11 protein-coding genes and 2 tRNA genes are annotated in these 17,255 nt (G+C 38.4%); 5 read left to right on the forward strand and 8 right to left on the reverse strand.

Annotated features, from left to right (window positions below; genetic code table 11):
- Positions 1-139: 139 nt before the first annotated feature.
- Both GNP81_RS06600 and GNP81_RS06605 read right to left on the reverse strand, forming a co-directional pair.
- The gene (locus tag GNP81_RS06600; protein ID WP_155674409.1) at positions 140-2,206 is read right to left on the reverse strand and encodes a hypothetical protein; all 2,067 of its coding nucleotides are present in this window, start codon (positions 2,204-2,206) and stop codon (positions 140-142) included.
- Positions 2,188-5,760: a hypothetical protein gene (locus GNP81_RS06605; protein WP_155674408.1), complete on the reverse strand. Its 3,573-nt coding sequence runs from the start codon at positions 5,758-5,760 to the stop codon at positions 2,188-2,190. Before GNP81_RS06605 ends, GNP81_RS06600 begins: the two co-directional genes overlap by 19 nt.
- A 117-nt stretch (positions 5,761-5,877) precedes the next feature.
- On the opposite strand from GNP81_RS06605, the gene GNP81_RS06610 reads away from it, so the two are divergent.
- Entirely contained in the window at positions 5,878-6,738 is an 861-nt protein-coding gene (locus GNP81_RS06610) for a helix-turn-helix transcriptional regulator (RefSeq protein WP_155674407.1), read from the forward strand.
- Between the two features lie 64 nt (positions 6,739-6,802).
- Here GNP81_RS06610 and GNP81_RS06615 read toward each other — a convergent pair.
- Positions 6,803-6,879 (reverse strand) — tRNA-Val (locus GNP81_RS06615).
- A gap of 77 nt (positions 6,880-6,956) precedes the next feature.
- Positions 6,957-7,033 (reverse strand) — tRNA-Val (locus tag GNP81_RS06620).
- 173 nt (positions 7,034-7,206) lie between these two features.
- Here GNP81_RS06620 and GNP81_RS06625 point away from each other — a divergent pair.
- A complete protein-coding gene (locus tag GNP81_RS06625; protein ID WP_155674406.1) occupies positions 7,207-8,757 on the forward strand; it encodes a diguanylate cyclase in 1,551 nt (516 codons plus the stop codon).
- Positions 8,758-8,919: 162 nt separating this feature from the next.
- On the opposite strand, the gene GNP81_RS06630 is transcribed toward GNP81_RS06625, so the two are convergent.
- The gene (locus tag GNP81_RS06630; RefSeq protein ID WP_005419139.1) at positions 8,920-9,756 is read right to left on the reverse strand and encodes a CvfB family protein; all 837 of its coding nucleotides are present in this window, start codon (positions 9,754-9,756) and stop codon (positions 8,920-8,922) included.
- Between the two features lie 89 nt (positions 9,757-9,845).
- Here GNP81_RS06630 and GNP81_RS06635 point away from each other — a divergent pair, with 89 nt between their 5' ends.
- Positions 9,846-11,201 (forward strand): hypothetical protein, encoded by a 1,356-nt coding sequence (locus GNP81_RS06635; protein WP_011261856.1) that lies wholly within the window; start codon positions 9,846-9,848, stop codon positions 11,199-11,201.
- Positions 11,202-11,283: 82 nt separating this feature from the next.
- Here the strand turns inward: GNP81_RS06635 and GNP81_RS06640 are convergent, their stop codons facing one another.
- Positions 11,284-12,168, reverse strand: a complete 885-nt coding sequence (locus tag GNP81_RS06640; RefSeq protein ID WP_005419135.1) for a putative PEP-binding protein — start codon at positions 12,166-12,168, stop codon at positions 11,284-11,286.
- A gap of 209 nt (positions 12,169-12,377) precedes the next feature.
- On the opposite strand from GNP81_RS06640, the gene GNP81_RS06645 reads away from it, so the two are divergent.
- Both GNP81_RS06645 and GNP81_RS06650 read left to right on the forward strand, forming a co-directional pair.
- Complete coding sequence (locus GNP81_RS06645; protein WP_011261854.1) at positions 12,378-13,430, forward strand: 3-deoxy-7-phosphoheptulonate synthase; 1,053 nt, start codon at positions 12,378-12,380, stop codon at positions 13,428-13,430.
- Positions 13,431-13,446: 16 nt separating this feature from the next.
- Complete coding sequence (locus GNP81_RS06650) at positions 13,447-13,929, forward strand: YajQ family cyclic di-GMP-binding protein (RefSeq protein ID WP_005419131.1); 483 nt, start codon at positions 13,447-13,449, stop codon at positions 13,927-13,929.
- A gap of 243 nt (positions 13,930-14,172) precedes the next feature.
- Here GNP81_RS06650 and GNP81_RS06655 read toward each other — a convergent pair whose 3' ends face one another.
- Together GNP81_RS06655 and GNP81_RS06660 are read right to left on the reverse strand one after the other, a co-directional pair.
- Complete coding sequence (locus GNP81_RS06655) at positions 14,173-15,957, reverse strand: M3 family oligoendopeptidase (protein WP_155674405.1); 1,785 nt, start codon at positions 15,955-15,957, stop codon at positions 14,173-14,175.
- Between the two features lie 98 nt (positions 15,958-16,055).
- Positions 16,056-17,048, reverse strand: a complete 993-nt coding sequence (locus GNP81_RS06660) for a succinylglutamate desuccinylase (RefSeq protein ID WP_155674404.1) — start codon at positions 17,046-17,048, stop codon at positions 16,056-16,058.
- Between the last annotated feature and the right edge of the window lie 207 nt (positions 17,049-17,255).

Consider the following 17,255-nt stretch of genomic DNA (forward strand, 5'->3'; position numbering starts at 1 on the left):
TTTTCTTCTTTTAGCGATAGTTGCTTGAAAATCAAACAATAAAAGTAAGGATAATTGAGTGAATTCTACTGTTTTTTGACACAAGTAGCGAATAAAACATTGGTTTCATTCGCTAGCTGATTCATTTCCTTATCTGTTATCAAGATTTAAAACGTTGCGTCTCTGCATACTCACGTAAATGCTTAAATGGATAAGGCGTTACGGTTGGTAAACGGTGCCTTAAGTGATAAACGTCAAACAAGTTTTCAACCTCTTCTGGTAGCACATCAAACGAATGTTTTATTACGTATAAATGGCTAAAGTTTTCGATTTTGCTTTGTGGACTACCTTTACCACCAGCAAAATACATTCCCTGTTCTCGGTTATAGAAAAAACCTAAAGAAGCGTTAAAATATCCCTCTTTTTGCCCTCTCATTGACGTTTTTAAAAAGAACCCTTGATCACGCAGCCAATCGTAAAATTGTTTTTCATCATTACTTTTGTACGAAATCGTCGAAAAATAATCAAACGGTAAAGGGGCGGTATCATCCCATTCCGACAGTATTGCTCTGAGTTTATTGACTACTTTACTATCTGGGTTTTCTTCAATGAACTGAGTTAATAATGCGATTGGAACATCTTGTGAACGCCCTTCTTTAAGTTCACGCAACCGCTCTGCAATAGCTTCAAACTCCGGCAGCATTTGAATATCTGTATCAATGAAAATGGCATAGTCACCAGATTCAGGCCAATAGATAACAGGGGAACGTTGATAGCCTTGAAAAACTTGCCATTTATCATCACCTAAATCAAGCTCAAGATCTTCAAGCTCCTCTTGAGTCGCTTGTGTATATTGCCATTCATCACCCACTAACTTAGACGCATAAACCGGCCATGCTCCATCTCTGATATCTGAAGACTCGTCTTGAGGTCGTTTAGGCATATAATATACGCCCCCTTCTGGCCCAGTTGGATACTCAATCAGGTGCTTTCTTGTATAAACTTCTAGCTTAATAAGTAATTCTTTTAGCAATACTTCCACCACATGACGGTTTGGCTGTCCTCTGCGATCCCATAATCGTTCTGGATAGCATGACTGGAAAACGGTATCTTGGTATTTTTTGCGATAAACTTGATATGGGTCTTCTTCGGCAGACTGATAGGATTCTTTATTACCAACAATTAAGATATTCAATGCACCACGAATTGGAGCTTCAGCAACTTCTGCGTTTATGCCTAGGTGATCGATACCATGAAGCAGGGTCAATGCAGCATCTGTATCTTGGTTTTCTGTTACATCACAGATCACTAAACGATGCTCTTTTAACGCATTAAATATTTCTACATAGTGATTTTTGACAATCGTATCTGAAACAAATCTGTGTTTTTCTCCGGGAATTCGCTGTAAGTTCAAAGATACTGAATCGCCATAAGCTTGCTTAAGATCTTGCATAAACTGCTCAAGAATACCGACCTTAGATAGCTGAAAACCACTATAAGATTCTTTTGTAATATCAATCGCCTGAATTCGATTCTTCGTATTAGAGTAAAGAGGCTTCTTGATGTAGTCGCCCTTTAGGGATTTACTAACCAACATCCCCACATCATCAAGTTGATAACGAGTAGCAAACTTTGCCTTTTTTTGTATCTCTCCGTTTTCGAGTGTAAACCAAGACAGAGGAGAAAACGTTTTAGTGCTCAATGACAGTGCTTGTTTATTTCGAAGCGCTCCACATGGAAATAAATCGATTTCAACAGTAGTTAATTCGTAGCCAGGGTGCCCTTTCGGTAACTTTTTACTTTTAACGTGATAGTACAAACCTTCACTTTCAAAGCGTTTTATCTCGGGCGTAGTACTACTCAATACTTTGGGGATCGCTTTAATCAGCAAACGAGCCAGTTTCCAGGTTGGTAGCTCAGCAGCGCTACTTGGTTTAATAGCCAAAGACGTGTCTTTGAGCTCTAATTTTACATCCCTTGGTAACAGCACCCAATAACATGCTTCTTTATTGGTACCTTTGACTAAGCAATAAACACTTCCTGATTTATAGATTTCAGACGCTAATGTCACCAAACGCTTAGATCGTTCTGAGCTATCATCAATACCTTTATAACTGACACAGTAAATCGCGAAGCTTTGATCAACCCACTCGGTATCAATTGTTATTTTTTCAATTAAGGTTGATAAAGGACCAATTGACGTACTTTCTAGCTGTTGTGTAACCATTTTATCAACTCCTGTATTGATGTTAGGTTTGTTTCTGCATTGCTACCGTCAATTAATGCCGGAATTTCAATGATCTTGGCTAACGGTGGTGACGTTTCGATAAAGTATGAATTCAAATACCTAATTGGTTTTGATACATCCCCTAGCGCATTAACATAAATAAACTTCGACGGTCCAAACTCTTCTTCTACTAGCGCAATTTTCGAACTGTAGTCTTCAATGCTTTCATTACCTTCATGCTTCCAGTACTTGCTGTCTAGCCAGATCGGTTGCTCAACCCCTGCAAATTTGACTCTATTATCAAATCGCTCGTAAATAGAATTTGGAACGTCTTCAAAGATAAAATCGAATGCTGTTAGCACCGCCTCTACCGCTTGCTCACCCAACGCTCCCTTATAAATGTTGGTAAACATAACGGGAGTCATCACGTAATCTTCTTCCTTCCAAGAACAAGCAAAACCTCTTAACTCAAACCACGGCTTTACGTACTGGTTTTGAACTAATTTTGCCAAACTACAGGACTCTTCTGAAACCATATAGCCCGCAGGAACTCTATCAAAGAACTCGAAAGCATTCGGATCACCATCTAAATTACCTTGGTAACGGTAATACCCTTTGGTCATCGACTGTAAGTACAATCGATTGAATCTCTCTGGCTGAAAACCCACCGTCGGATAACGAAGTAACTGAGTTCTAATGTCTTGCCACTCTTGAATATCACTGTCGGATGCAGGTTGATTATGTAGACGGTTTACTAGTGCTTTGATTGACTGCATACCGTCTTTGTTGTTTCTTTGAGCAAGATTGAATAACCGTCGAACAACCCTGTCCTCAACTAAAGACTTATTCGCTGATTTCGCTTTATCAACCAAAGCAACATATTCATGAGAAAACAAGCTTGTGTCTCTACTCTCTTCTGCCAGAATTTCTTTCAAACCAGAATCAGCAAACAAGAGAATTTGTTTTCGTTTCAGAGACGTTCTCCCAGCTCTACCAACCGCTTGTTCAACATACTTCCTTACCGCACTTTGGTAGTCACTTGTTTGGTAATATTGCTGTAAAGAGCGTTCTCTACTAATGCCCATAAGTTGTTGGCGACACCAGCTTTCAGCGCTTTTTGGTGACAGCTCTCCATTCTCTTGCAAAGATAGAATTTGGTGGAATTGACAAAGCTGGTTAGCAGTATGTGAGTAATCGTCTGACAACAATAACTGAGTTGGTTTTTCAAGATAAATGCTATCTATATCACTACGTTGCTGCTTGCTATAAGTAACATTTGCAACGGATACTAGGCTTTCGCCTTCCAACGCTAAATTAACTTCATAATCAGGATTTTTACCAGCGCCCATTGAAGCATATGTGCTAAATACAACGACTTTTCCTGCAACCGTATTTAGGTGATTGGAAATTTCATCATACCCAATATGTCTCATCCAATCAGCATTGACACAAAAAAATGTCTTGGTTTCGACATTAAATTCTTTTGCCCATTTATCACAGCAGAACTGAATAAAGTCATTGATATCCTGACGTGTTGTGTCAAGATTACGGTTTAACAGCGACAGCATATAACGATTATCAGGAACTGATATAAACGCATTAATACTAGCTAAGAGCTTAGACAACCAGCTCCGAACAAATGCCTGCTCTGACTCGGCAATACCCAGATGGTGATTTAGGATAAAGTGGCTTGAGCGAGCCTCCGGCTTATATTCTTCTAACAAATTATCAAGAAACGCATCTCGACTATTAAGATACTTAACCTTTAAAACCACACCATTATCTTTATAGTTGCGCTTACTATGATAATAATCATTTACCCGCTGCTTTTGTTCTCTCGACAAAGACAAAAGCTTTTTACCCAAACGCTCACTCAAGTATTTAAAATCAAAGTTATGTATTACGGTATCTGCTCTTGCTGTTGCACTGATACCGAGAATGACTGCTCCTGCATCCACCATATCTGCCAAAACACCCGATGGTGAAAGGTTTAGGAATGACGCTTTACAATTTACAGTATCTCGAGTTCCCTGATTATGAGCAACTTCAACAAGTTTTAATCCAGTATGATGATAGCTCTTGCTAGAACTTAACTTGTTCGCTTTACCGCCCGCTGATTGCCGTAGCCCCCTAGTATCAAATGACTCGTAAACAGCAGATTCAAATTCTTGCAAGTTGAAGTGAGTAAGCAGAGATTGAACTGCTTCTTGAAATGTTCCTTCTAGGCTTCGATTTTCACGTCCTTCAATTTCAAGGCTACGAACGTTCTCCCAGTACTGAAACACAGCCTTACGCATTGTGCCAAGAAACCACTGGTATATAATATCGGCTTCATTGACAAAGCGGGTTAAAAGGCCATTATTTCCAATGAGAGGACCTTCTATTTTCTCATCATTGAATATGAGATTTTTCTGTCTCAATAGATCTGATTTTAATGACAGCTTATGAGTCGCACTGCTTACATGCGTGAAGCTTCTATCTGAAAACAACCGAACAGGTCGCTCGTTCAAGTTAGGCCCTTCTGTATTAAATGCGAATGCTAGATTCCACTTAGTGCCAAACTCCTCAAGTCGCTCACGGAGTGGTTCAAACAATTCTTCAATTTTATCGTAACGAGGCGAACTCTCAAGTTGATGCTCCCTAAAGTTTGCTCTCAAGGTTCTTATCGCCCAAATTAAGTCTTGCGCTTGCTGCCTACACAATTCAGAAAGAATGACCTGATTCTGCTTGTCGATTTCATCAATTATCAGTAACGCCCCACTTAAATCGCGTAAAGGGCTATAACGCGCACGAGTATTATGGAAACCTTTTAAAAATTTGCTAGTCGTTAAAAAAATAACATGAGCACTTCCATTACGGATTTTCTCTCCTGGTAACAGTGCTTCTACAGAGGTCAATAACGAGCCTTTCAGCAAGACTCTATCGACCCCTTTTTGTTTCTTTTGTAGACGAGCAATTAAATTACGATAAAAGTAACCAGCCTGCCTGTTCAAAGAAACTTTAACTTCCGGCTTGCTCGCATGATGCCTTAAACCAGATATGGCATTCCACTCTGCTTTAACATCACGATCGACGTTCAAATCAAATCCATTTAAAATTTCATTTAATATGGCATCAGAACATTGCAATAACTGCTCTGACTGGTTGGGTAAATGGACCATTTGCGACTTTAAATACTCTTGCTGCTCTGCGCTAAAACGTGGCTCTCCATTAATTGTTTGCTTCTCAATCAATTCCAATAAATCTGCTTTTGCATTTACTACGTTATCTACTGAATCAGTAATGTAATAGAGTAAGCGTTTGGATTTATTACCGCTTTGTGCATCCTTCAACTCATTTTGTACTTCATCTAACATCTGCTGGAGTAAAAAGTTTAATGCCGTGTATGTTTTGCCTATTCCTGTCTGAAATGGTAATGGGAGTAAAGCTCCCGATTTAGGTCCATTGATTTCAATGTGATTTTCGAGTGATTCTGTGATCAACTGATCAAGCGGTGAAGGATCGGGAGTAAGCTTAAAATCAAAACTCGCAAATGCTTCTGTCGATATGTTCATACAATTCTACCCCAACAGCTATTGATGTTTAATTAACCAGATTATAATATGACGTCATTAACGACAGGTAAATACTGATTACATATACACGTAGCATAACTAGGTAGGAAACGAACTATGACCAAATGGCCAATTCGATGGGATCTTCTTTTTCGATACAGAATGATTGAGATTATTGCGTTATGGGAAGGAAGGTTGACTACCAATCATCTAATCCAAAGCTTTGGTATTGGTCGCCAACAAGCATCAAAAGATATAAACAGTTATTTAGCAAATATCGCACCAGATAACCTAATCTACGACAAACATTTAAAAGGCTATAAACCCAGTGAGAGCTTTACTCCTAAGCTTACAATAGGTCATGCAGACGAGTACTTACATGTTTTATCTCGCACTGAAGACATGATGGTAACTTTTGATGAGCTTGATATGGGCTTTGAAAATACAACAATGGTCCGTCCCGTAACACGGAATATCTCACCGGACATTTTACGTCCGCTAGTTCAAGCTATTCGAGATAAAAAACGTGTCGATATAAGCTACACATCATTAAGGGATGGCGAGGAAGTTGAACGAATTATTTCTCCACATACGCTCGTTTGTACCCCTTTGCGCTGGCATGTTCGTGCTTATTGTGAACATGCCAAAGGCTATAGAGATTTTGTTCTTAGTCGTATTCGAGGTATTCCAGATATCAACGATAGAATTGTAATGGGAAAAGATGAAGATGAAACTTGGAACACTCAGCTTTATATCGAATTAATGCCAGACCCTAGATTAACTGAAGCTCAAGCAGCGATCATTGCTAACGATTACGGTATGAAAAATGGAAACCTGCACATAACGACTAACGCTGCTTTAGTACGCTATGTTTTAGACGCATATAATATTGATATCAATGTATTGAACTCGAACCCCAAAGGACAGCAGATTATCTTAGGGAATCTTGAGGAGTTGAGGCCATATTTAGTATTTTAAATTTAAAACAACAAATCGCAGGCACAAAAAAGCCCACACTAGGTGGGCTTCTTCGTTTAAATAATGGTGCGTCCGAGTGAACTCGAATCACCGACCCCTACCATGTCAAGGTAGTACTCTAACCAACTGAGCTACGGACGCACTGTGTTCTAAATCTTCTATAAAACCTATTGTGACTAAATCAATAGTTGTTGTTTGACAAAAACAAACAGAAGGAATGGTGCGTCTGAGTGAACTCGAATCACCGACCCCTACCATGTCAAGGTAGTACTCTAACCAACTGAGCTACAGACGCATTCCTTTAGAACGAGGCTGATATTATCGAGTTCAGAATCAGTCTGCAAGTAATTTTTTTTCATTATCAATCGTTTGTCTATTTCTCATTCAATCCGAATAAAATCAGAACATATTGATAGAGTCCATACTTTCCAATACAATTGCATGTACCGTTAAAAGGATTTTTATCTTATGCCTCAATCTCGTCTTCAGCGCTTATCGTTCTTACAACCAATTATCATCTTACTCTTGGTTGGGATGGCTGCTATTTCACTCACGTTTAGTGTCAAAAACTTTAAATCTGTTGAAAAAACAATCAAAACATCATCCTTTCAGGCATTCAACAACTCAATTGAAGCCAGTTACGATATTGTAGACACTGCACTTAATGAATCTATCAAACGTTATTTAAAAGGCATAGTGACAACCTCTGCTGAATTTATTTCTCAAATTCAAAACTCTCCAGTATTAAGTGCTGAGCAAAAAAAAAGAGTCATACAAGACTATATTAACGACAGCAAAATTGGAGACACTGGCTATCCTTACATTCTAAACTCAAACGGGGATTTGCTTTACCACCCTATTTTTCAGGGTCGTAATGTAGGCCAGTACCTGCATATTCAGCAACAAATTGGCAATGATGATAATTTTGTTGAGTATTTATGGACAAACCCTGGAGATGAGAAGCCAAGAAAGAAAATCACTTACTCCGTTTATTTACCTGATTCTGATCTTATCGTATCGGCAAGTGCTTATAAGGACGAACTTCTTCACTTTATTGATAAAAGCTTACTTAAAGGCAAGTTAAATAAATATCAATATGGTGAGACTGGTTATGTCTATGTCATCGACCTAGATGGTAAGTTATTGCTGCACCCTAGCTATGAAGGCGAAAATGTTCGTGATCTAATAGGCTCTCACGCTGATGGATTGTTAGAGAAGATACGCCAATCTGCTCATACGTACAATTTACAAATGAATCAACACCAAACCACCTCAAATGATCATTCTCGTATGGATATTGAGGATTACACTTACCAAATTACTTTAGATAATAAAACATACCAAAAAGATGTGTTGTTTATCTATTACCCTTATTTGGACTGGGCGATCATTTCTGGTATTTCGCGCGATGAATTAAATCAACCTACAAATACATTACTGTATAGCTTACTGACTTTAGTGATCAGCTTAACGGCTTTAATCTTGATTTTGATGTTGTTACTTAACCATCGCCACAGAAAGTTAGTTAATGTACTTAATAGAGACTATCTAACGGGCTTATACAATCGTGGAACGTTTCATAGCAAGGTATCACCACTCATAAAATCGAGTAACAGTAATAATAAATTTAAGCCCTATTCGATTATTTTATTGGATATCGATTTCTTTAAACGTATTAATGATAATTACGGACATTTAGTCGGTGATAAGGTGATCGCTATCGTGGGTAGAACAATGGCTCAATACCCTAATGTGTTAGCTGGTCGTTATGGTGGTGAGGAATTTATTCTTTTTATTCGAGATAATGACATTGAGTCAGTGATTGAATTTACCGACCAAATACGTACACAAATCTCAAACTATAATACGCTTCATGAAGACATTACTCTGAGCGCTGGGATTACGACAATTAATAAACCAAACGTACTATTAGATGATGTGATTGAACAAGCGGATAAAGCGCTATATTACTCAAAACATAATGGACGTAATAAAATCACCCATTATCAAGATATCTAATTGAAGAAAATAAATTGAAGAAAAACTGGACAGGACGAGCCCTTGAACTACGCTAAATAAGGTAATGCTTTCCATTTTATTATTAGCGCAAGGCTCGCGATGAGCCGTTTCCCAAAGCCCGTGACCAGGAATAGTTACGGGCTATTTTTTGGGGTAAAAACGTTATTTAACTAGATGAATACCGTCTTTTTCGATGGTGATCTTGCCTGCTTTATATAAACCACCAATGGTTTTCTTAAACGTGCCTTTACTGGTTCTAAACTCAGCAAAAATAGCATCTGGTGATGATTTATCACTTAGCGGTAAGAAACCGTCTTTCTTCTCTAATGTCGCAATCACTTTTTCACTTAAGTCATCCATACGTGCTTTACCTGGACGTTGAAGTGATAATGAGATTTTGCCATCTTCACGCACATCACTAATGAATGCTTTTAGTTGCTTACCAATGAACAGTTTGCCAAATACATCAGAGTGGAAAATTAATCCCCAATGCTCGCCATTCACAACGGCTTTGTAACCAAGGTCTGTTCGCTCAGCAATTAAGATATCAACTTGTTGACCTTTCTCGTAGTTTGCTGGTGTCTTATCTAACCACTTGTTGAAACGTGTTGTTCCTACGATACGACCAGAGGCTTTATCTGTGTATACGTAAACAAGGATTGATTGACCTTCATTTAAACGACCACGTTGCTCACTAAATGGAATAAGCAGATCTTTTTTCGCAATGCCCCAATCCACAAATGCACCGATACTGTTTGTACCGATCACGTTCATTAGTCCAAATTGACCCACTTGTGCTTTTGGCGTTTCAGTTGTTGCTACCACTTCATTTTCTGAATCAAAATAGATAAACACATCCAGTGCTTCGCCTACTTCTGTGCCTTCTGGAACAAAACGACTTGGAAGAAGAATTGAACCAAAATCTTCGCCATCTAAAAAGACACCAAAATCTACGGTTTTTGTTACTTCTAATTTGTTGATTTGACCAATTTTAACCATTACTTCAATTCCTAAATAAAATACTCGGTGATTATACCCGAACTCTGATATGCTTGCTGTATGAATTAGCATTTTTATAGGAATTTCCTGTGATTACAGTTGGTAAGAAGGATGGCTTATCACTAAAAATTTCTCATATTGTTGAAGAATCCAAACAACATGAACTAGAAATGTTTCTTTTTATTCCTGGTGAGCTTGGATTAAACAAGGATATGATTTCTGAATCTGAGTTTTATTACAACTCGATTCAAAGCCAACGAACCTATTTTAGTGATAAAAACCACCTACCTCTTGTGCACTCTCGCCTTGCACAACGTGGACGTTTATCGAGCGAACAATATCGTTTAAGTTTGAGTTTATACGCCTATCAATATGCACTTGCATTAGAGAAAGCGATACAACAACTAAGCGATACGACTCGTGACGACATTACGCACGAGGAAGTTGAAGATGCTATTGAACTCGCAATTGATATCCTTAGAAAGTTACGTCGTAACGTACCTTATGACGATACGCTAAAGCGTTACTACGCAAACATCGACAATTACCTTTCTTGGTACACCGAGCAGAAGTTTCTTTCTCTGATTGCGCACATGCCGCGTAATGAAGAATATAAAGAAGTGAAAGAGAAGCTTATCGATTTCTGTGAAAAAGAAGATCTACATCGTTTAGATAAGAGTTATAACTCTCGTAAAGCTCGGGAAGATATCACTCGTATGTCAAACAAAATGCGTTTACTACGTCGTTTAATCGAATTCCCTATCGTACTTAAAGAAAAGAACCTTGCTTTAGGTAAACATATTAAGCGCATGGTAAAAGGCGGTGCGACGGCTGTGGTTATGATCTTTGTATCATTAATGGTGATTCAAGCTCGTGGTTTCTTGGGGGAAATTACGGCCTCTTTCATTTTTGCGGTCTCATTTATCTATGCCATGCGTGAAGTCTTTAAGGATGACTTACGTGATGTAATGTGGCGTTGGATACGTAAAGGACAACCTAAGTGGCGTAAACGCTACCTTGACCCAACAAGTAATACTTATGTTGGAAGAAAATTAGAATGGCTTGATTACATGACGTTTGCTGAGCTTGATTCTGATATTCAAAAATTACGTAAACACCGTGTTGTGCAACGTGAAGAAGTGGTTTTAGCCTATAAAAGTCAAACTAAAATGGCCATTACCAAATTCATGAGTGGTTATGAACAAACTCGTGAAACCATGCTGATTGATTTGCGCCCTATCGCTCGTTTAATGGAGAAAGGGTCTCAAAAGATTTATCACTTAAATGATGGTCAAGTCAGTAAAGAATCTGTTGAGAAACGTCATTTAATTAATTTGGTCATTAGAGAGACAATGGATGATTACAGCACGCAGTTGCACCGCTGGAAAATCATTGTTAACCGTTCAAAGATTATTGATATAGAAAAGATATCTGACGAAAAATAATTAAACAGCTTATGATACAAAAAAACGCCTTTATTGCTTAACGAAATAAAGGCGTTTTTTATTGCTACTTAATAACATTAAGTTACGCTGTAACTACAACATCTACGACATTCAGTTGCTCTAACAACTCTTGAATACGAGGGTTTTGAGCCAGTTCATCAATGGTGGTTAACACTGGCTTATTTGCTTTATTCGCTGATTGAATTGCATGTCCAATAAGGTGTATAACCGCATCGTTTTGTGGATCAAAATGATGTTCTAATGCTTCATTTTGCTTATCAACACCTAATGTAAACTGCGTTAATGTATCAACATTAATCACCATACCATCAAAGTATTGCAGTAATTTATCTGCCATTAATGCTGCAGCTGGCACATCACACACAAAGTGTACTTTTAAACTATCTAAACCACGCGGTAAACCTTGAATCGCTAAGCGATCAATAATGGTTGCAGCATCACTTAAATTACGAACAAATGGTACGACGATTTGCACACTTGCTGATGTGTTTGCAATGACCTTTTTGATCACTTCACACTCTAGTGCAAATTGATCGGCGCTAGCGTCAGAAGCGTATCGAGTTACACCTCGAACTCCCATCATTGGATTGGCTTCTTTCTCTTCTAGTTGACCAGCAAGAAGGCCTGCAAAAGCCGCGCTATCCGCATCTGAAAATGCAATTTTGATTTCTTTTGTCGCTTCAGTAACATTCGATAGAATCACGTTTGCTAGTGTATCAATAAAATGCGTTTTTCCATCTGCCGCGCTTTCAATGATTGCAGCAAAACTTTGAGCATCAATTGACGTCATTTCAGGTGCTTTGATTACTGCTTTTGGGTGATAAAACAAATGCTCTTGAATTAATGCAGCAATAGATACATACAGTGAAGCGTCTGAGTCTGTTTCTGATTGATATGAAGGTAAACTCGCAACACGATTAAGTGTTGGTAAAATTGTGTCTGTCATGCTTGCTCCAGTAAACGCGTAAATACCATTTATGTTATTATTAATGTGAACATACCGATACATTGCCAACAACTCAAGTCCAAAAGATACAACAAGTTAACTTTTATTTACTTATTGTGGCTAACAATAAAAGTTTTGGGTTTCATCCCCTCTCATTTTCCGTTATCTTAGTCGGTGTGTATTAAAAAAGAATTAACAGGCGAACTTTTATGCCATTTCAAACAGATGAACTTCGTACTCAGCCTCTAGGCCCAATGCCAACGCCAGCTGAGCTTACGACTGCTCACCCTATTACGGACGATGTTGCTGAACATATCGAGCAATCTCGTGCGCAGGTTGAAGCAATTTTAACTGGCAAAGATAAGCGCCTTTTAGTTGTTGTGGGACCATGCTCTGTACACGATACAGAAGCAGCATTGGATTACGCACAACGCTTAGCAAACATTCAAGAACAGTATAAAGATGAGCTTTTCATCGTTATGCGTACTTATTTTGAAAAACCGCGCACGATTGTGGGCTGGAAAGGCTTAATTACAGATCCTAATTTAGATGGCAGCTATGCACTTGAAGCTGGCTTACATAAGGCTCGTAAACTACTCCTTGATATCAACAAACTGGGTTTAGCTACAGCGACTGAGTTTTTAGATATGATCACAGGTCAGTATATTGCTGATTTGATCACTTGGGGTGCTGTTGGCGCTCGTACAACTGAATCTCAAATCCACCGTGAAATGGCATCTGCATTATCATGCCCTGTCGGTTTCAAAAACGGTACAAATGGTAATATTCAAATTGCTATGGATGCGATTCGTGCAGCGAAAGCTTCTCACTTTTTCTACTCGCCAGATAAACAAGGCCGTATGACAGTTTACCGCACTGCGGGTAACCCATTTGGTCATGTGATCCTTCGTGGTGGTAATGATAAGCCTAACTTCGATATCGATTCAGTGACAGATGCCTGTCAACGTTTAGCGGATGTTGATTTGCCTCCTCACCTAATCGTTGACTTTAGTCATGCTAACTGTCAGAAAAAACACCGCCGCCAGCTCGATGTAGCCAAAGATATTTGTGCTCAAATCGAATCTGGTAGCAATAAAGTTGTTGGTATTATGGCTGAAAGCTTCATTGTTGAAGGCAACCAACCAATGACGGATTTAAATAACCTAACTTATGGTCAATCTATTACAGACCCATGTTTAAGTTGGGAAGATACCGTGGCTATGTTAGACATGTTATCGAATACTATTAAAACATCTCGTTAATTTAAGGATTAAAACTATGCCTGCTTTTGATATTGTCTCTGAAGTTGATAATGTAGAACTGAAGAATGCGGTTGATAACGCAACACGTGAACTTGCAACTCGCTTTGATTTTCGTGGCGTTGACGCTAGCTTTGAACTTAAAGGCGAAAACATCAAAATCAAAGCTGAAGATGATTTCCAACTGTCTCAACTAGTTGATATTCTTCGTGGTAACCTAGCAAAACGTGGCGTTGATGCTCGTGCTATGGATATCAAAGATGCGGTTCACTCAGGTAAGAATTTTTACCAAGACATCGATTTTAAACAAGGTGTTGATACGCTAATTGCTAAAAAATTAGTAAAAGAAATCAAAGCATCTAAAATCAAAGTTCAAGCAGCGATTCAAGGTGAACAATTGCGTATCACTGGTAAAAAGCGTGATGATCTACAAGCGGTAATGGCATTAGTTCGTGAAGGTGATTTTGGTCAACCTTTCCAATTCACTAACTTCCGTGACTAATTACTGTTAGTTTAAGTTTGATAGATAAAAAAGCGCCTCTACTTTTCAGTGAGGCGCTTTTTATACCAATGTAACTAATTAGGTGATCTATTTATTACGCAGGAAAATCACTTAAGAGTAAGGCAAAAATTCTTATAAGTAGTTATTCTACAATAATAATTTTTAACGCAACTATTGAGTGATTTAACCTGTAATAATGAACAACTAATTAATGGAATTGGTATTATTATTTACTGTTCAATTCTATTCGCTAATCAAACGTTCAAATTCGTCAATTTGCTTACTAACTCTATCCAAACTCTGCTGCCAAAAGGTCTCTTGTGTTAAGTCCATTTGTAAGTGTTTTTGTACCACTTCTTCAGCTCGCATGGTTCCTGTATCTCTTAAAAGATTAATATAATCTCCATAGAAATCAGCTCCTTTCGCTTCTCTTTGTGCATACACACCAATACTGAATAAATAACCAAATAAGTATGGGTAGTTGTAGAAACTTACTTCAGGAATACTGAAATGCAATTTACTTGCCCAGAAAAGTGAATCAGCTTCACTCATTGAGTTACCATACCACTCTTCCCAAGTGACACGCATTAACTCAGATAAATCCTCGGCACCAAGCTCTTTTGATGAACGCTGCTCATAAAATGCTTTTTCAAATTCATAACGAACAGGAATATTAATCGTCAATGCCAATGCTGATGACAACTCTTCCCATAACATTTCAATTTTATCTTCTTTGGTTTTCGCTTTTGCAAGCAGAGCATCACGTACTACGTTTTCAGCAAATATAGATGCTGTCTCAGCAAGTGTCATTGGGTAACGTGTCGTGCACAATGGCATGTCTCGCATTACCCAGTTATGAAACGCATGCCCGAGTTCGTGAGCAAGAGTAAGCACATCAGACATGCTGTTACCCCACGTCATGAAGACCAATGGCGTACGTGAGTCAGCAAACTTTGTACAATAAGCACCAAGACGTTTGGTTTCTTGTGGTGCTGCATCTATCCAACCGTTTTTCACCATTACATCAACAAAATCAGCCATCTCTTGAGAGACACCTGAAAATGCATCTTTTATGATATCAATGGCTTCATCAAAACTATAATTAGAAGCCTCTCCAACTAATGGTGGCATTGATGCAAGTTGGTCCCAAGGCGTTAGTTGCTCTGTTCCAAACATTTTAGCCATTAATCGCCCAGCTTTTTGTCCTACTTCTCGATTCTTTTTCGCCACAGACATCATGCTATCTAGTGTCGCTTGTTCGATTCGGCTGCCATGTAAACTTGGCTCAAGAAAGTGAACCGATTTTTCTTTACTGCGCTTTTGATATTCCGTTAAACGCCAACCTGCTAGCGCATTTAAGATGGCAGAGAAACTCTCTTGATTCTGTTTCATACCTTGTTGAATCGCTCGCCACGCAGGTTCTCTACGTAAGGTATCACTGCCGTATAAAATGCTTGCTGCTTGTGACAGTCCCATCACTTCTTCTGTACCATCAGCAAGTTCCAATGTGACCTTCATAGAGCCTGTTATATTATCGTATAACTTACCCCATGCATTTTTACCATCAACACTCATCGCAGACAGCAATTGCTCTTCTTTTACACTTAAGCGGTTTTCAACAAGCTTGCGCTCTTCTTCAAGCAGAAAACGATGTGCATTCAACTCTTCATTTTCTGAAATGATCTGCTCAAACTGTTCAAGAGGTGAATTTACGATACTATCTAAAAATGGGCTGAATACTTGTGATAATGCAGAGCCTAGCTTTGTCATGTGATTAACTAAGGCTTTTGCTTCGTTATTCGCAGAATCAACCGAGGCAATGCAGTTTGCATAGCTGGCCACGGTTGCAAGATTCACAGTGATAGCTTCTTTCATTAAAATAGCGTGCTGCAATTGCGATACAGCGGCATCAGAGTCTAACTGCGGGAAATCGGCAATCTGTTGCTCTAATTGAGAAATGGTCTGTTTTAATTTTGGATCTTGAAGTGATTGGAATGCGATAGAAAGATCCCAGCTTGGTGCTGTCATAATAGTGCCCTTATTTATTTTTTCTCTATCATATCAAGCTACTGTCCAAGGTAAAGCCTTCCACTTCATCGACTCAATTTATAAGACAGATAAGCATATTATTTACACTTTTGTACGAGCAAACACGCTCTATGGCCAATCTCTACATTGGCGTTAGGAAATACAACCGATTCACCACCACTATTTGCTTTGTAGTGGTCAACACCATCAAGAGCTAATGACTCGCCCTCTTCAAAATAGGTAAAGTTTGATAAATCCGCTGCAAAAGAGAACTCAAATTTATCACTTTTTTTCATAATGCTTCGAGTGACTTGATACTCCGCAATCTCTCTATTACTTAGTTCCGTAGCATTCGTATCTGAAGAAGAAATAAATCGCTTTAACTCTTGAATAAAACCACTCAGCAACGAGAAATCATTCTCTCCCATTCGGGATACCTTCCCTAGCTCAACCGTCGCCGCATGTGCTCCATGATGCTCTGCGCTGTACCAACTAAAAGTAGATGCTGGCGCATCTGAATATAAACACGCCTCTATCTGACCCTGTTTTAAAAATTGAAGTAATAGTTCAGAGCGTTGATAATGACGATTAAAAGGATGTATTGCAAAAGTATAATGTTTAGAACGCCTAATCGCACAATGCAGATCTAAATGCCATTTTTCTTTTTCAGAATATTTAGCATAGAAATCATCAACAGAAGACATTAATTGATTAGCAATAGCGACTTCTTGAATAGCATCGTCTGGTGCTTGGTGGTGTAAAAACAGTCGGTTTAAATTGGTATCAATGAATCGAATATGTTGATGCGTTGCTGCTGGGTGCCCATAGATAAACAAACATGGATGCTGCAATACTAATGAGCCATCTTGAATATCGTTGATTATGTCATTAAGGATTTCAATTGGTGAGGTTTCATTTCCATGAATACCTGAAGATAAAACGATTGCTTTACTTGATGGATTTTTAGGAACAATTTCGATGATTCCTCTAGCTAAATAATTAACTTGCGTTCCATTGTCTAATAACCAAGTTGTGCACTTTATTGGCTTAGAGAAATCCAGTGTGTCTTTAATAAATGCAATGCGATCCATCGGCACTTCCTGTTTTTAGTAAAACTTAATACTAAAAACTGTACCATCACAAAAACAAAACAATAACAAATTAAAAACAAATATGTGATAACAACCTGAATAATACCAATCACTGTCGTAAATGATCAGAAATAGTTTCGATAAGTCGTTATTCTACAATCAAAAAATTCAATGCAGTTATACTACGATTGGTATAAACCTTTCACT

The sequence above is a fragment of the Aliivibrio fischeri genome (assembly GCF_009727955.1).
In the GTDB taxonomy this organism is placed as follows: Bacteria; Pseudomonadota; Gammaproteobacteria; order Enterobacterales; family Vibrionaceae; genus Aliivibrio; species Aliivibrio fischeri_A.

Excerpts from the sequence above, each read along its gene's own strand:
- GNP81_RS06610 (WP_155674407.1), top strand. The coding sequence starts at position 5,878 with ATGACCAAATGGCCAATTCGATGGGATCTTCTTTTTCGATACAGAATG.
- GNP81_RS06645 (WP_011261854.1), top strand. The coding sequence starts at position 12,378 with ATGCCATTTCAAACAGATGAACTTCGTACTCAGCCTCTAGGCCCAATG.
- GNP81_RS06640 (WP_005419135.1), bottom strand. The coding sequence starts at position 12,168 with ATGACAGACACAATTTTACCAACACTTAATCGTGTTGCGAGTTTACCT.
- GNP81_RS06655 (WP_155674405.1), bottom strand. The coding sequence starts at position 15,957 with ATGACAGCACCAAGCTGGGATCTTTCTATCGCATTCCAATCACTTCAA.
- GNP81_RS06660 (WP_155674404.1), bottom strand. The coding sequence starts at position 17,048 with ATGGATCGCATTGCATTTATTAAAGACACACTGGATTTCTCTAAGCCA.
- GNP81_RS06605 (WP_155674408.1), bottom strand. The coding sequence starts at position 5,760 with ATGAACATATCGACAGAAGCATTTGCGAGTTTTGATTTTAAGCTTACT.
- GNP81_RS06625 (WP_155674406.1), top strand. The coding sequence starts at position 7,207 with ATGCCTCAATCTCGTCTTCAGCGCTTATCGTTCTTACAACCAATTATC.
- GNP81_RS06650 (WP_005419131.1), top strand. The coding sequence starts at position 13,447 with ATGCCTGCTTTTGATATTGTCTCTGAAGTTGATAATGTAGAACTGAAG.
- GNP81_RS06630 (WP_005419139.1), bottom strand. The coding sequence starts at position 9,756 with ATGGTTAAAATTGGTCAAATCAACAAATTAGAAGTAACAAAAACCGTA.
- GNP81_RS06600 (WP_155674409.1), bottom strand. The coding sequence starts at position 2,206 with ATGGTTACACAACAGCTAGAAAGTACGTCAATTGGTCCTTTATCAACC.